The sequence below is a fragment of the Moraxella sp. genome (assembly GCF_024227015.1).
Classification (GTDB): domain Bacteria; phylum Pseudomonadota; class Gammaproteobacteria; order Pseudomonadales; family Moraxellaceae; genus Moraxella.
Map to the genome: position 1 here is coordinate 1 of NZ_JAAELD010000376.1, position 1135 is coordinate 1135.

Sequence of the window (1135 nt, forward strand, 5' to 3'; positions counted from 1 at the left end):
GGAAGCTATGGTTATAGTGAGCAGACGCCTGACAATATTATGTCGTCCAAAGGCAACTTTGATCAGATTGGTATTGAGATGAATTGGAATGTCTATACGGGAGGGAGAACCAAGAAGTCGATTCAAAAAGCTGCCGTCAACGTCAAAAAATCTGAAGCTGAACTGGATGCCGCCATCCGTAAAGCCAATACCGAGGTGAAAAAGTCTTATTTACAAGTGGAAACAGACCAAGCCAAGTTGCAAGCACGTAAAGCTGCCATGGAATCATCCAGCCTCGTCTCTCGTGCCTCACAAGCGCAGTATCAAGAAGGCTTAAAAACCATGGTCGATGTTTTACTGGCACAGCGCAATGCCTTTTCGACCAAGCAAGACTATGTCAATGCCAAGTATGACTACCTGATCAATGTCTTGCATTTAAAGGCATCTGTGGGTAAGTTGACTGAACAAGATATTCAAGAAATGAATGCATGGTTGGTGGACAAAGCACGCTTATAAAAGGGTCTTGTCATCAAATCTTCACAATTGCTATGCTTTAATATCGCTCAATCTTTAGTCCCTCATGATGTTGCTGTGGAGTACGTCCTTTGCCAAATAGTCCTGTTTTAAACCATCACATTTCTTCGCAGTTCAATGAAGATTTGCAGGATGTGAACACCAAATTTATGACCATGGGTGGTTTGGTAGAGCAACAAGTGGCAAATGCAATTCATGCGCTACTCGACACCGATGCCAACTTAGCGGTCGATGTTCAGTTTAAAGACAATGCGGTGAATCAGCTCGAACGTGAAATTGATGAAGCCTTGACCTTGATTTTGGCGCGTCGTCATCCTGCTGCGATTGATTTGCGTATGGTGATTGCGATGTCGAAAGCCAATACCGACCTAGAGCGTATTGGTGATGAAGCTGCGAAAATTGCCCGTATTGCGCAAAGCTTATGTGAAGATGGCGAATCCCCTCGCGGTTATATGGAAACGCGTCATATTGGTAACCAAGTCCGTGTCATGATTCATGATGCCCTAGACGCTTTTGCACGCTTAGATGCAGAACAAGCGCTACGTGTGATGATGGCCGATGCTGATATTGACCGTGAATATCAATCTGCAACGCGTACTTTGATGACTTATATGATTGAAGA

The 1135-nt window shown here is 44.2% G+C and carries 2 protein-coding genes; both read left to right on the forward strand.

What is annotated here, in order from left to right; all coding sequences use genetic code 11:
• The coding region (locus GY683_RS08760; protein ID WP_297288363.1) for a TolC family protein at positions 1 to 495 on the forward strand (495 nt) is incomplete at its 5' end.
• Between the two features lie 89 nt (positions 496 to 584).
• Positions 585 to 1135 (forward strand): phosphate signaling complex protein PhoU (gene phoU / locus GY683_RS08765; RefSeq protein ID WP_297288364.1); only part of this gene is annotated, 551 nt, incomplete at its 3' end.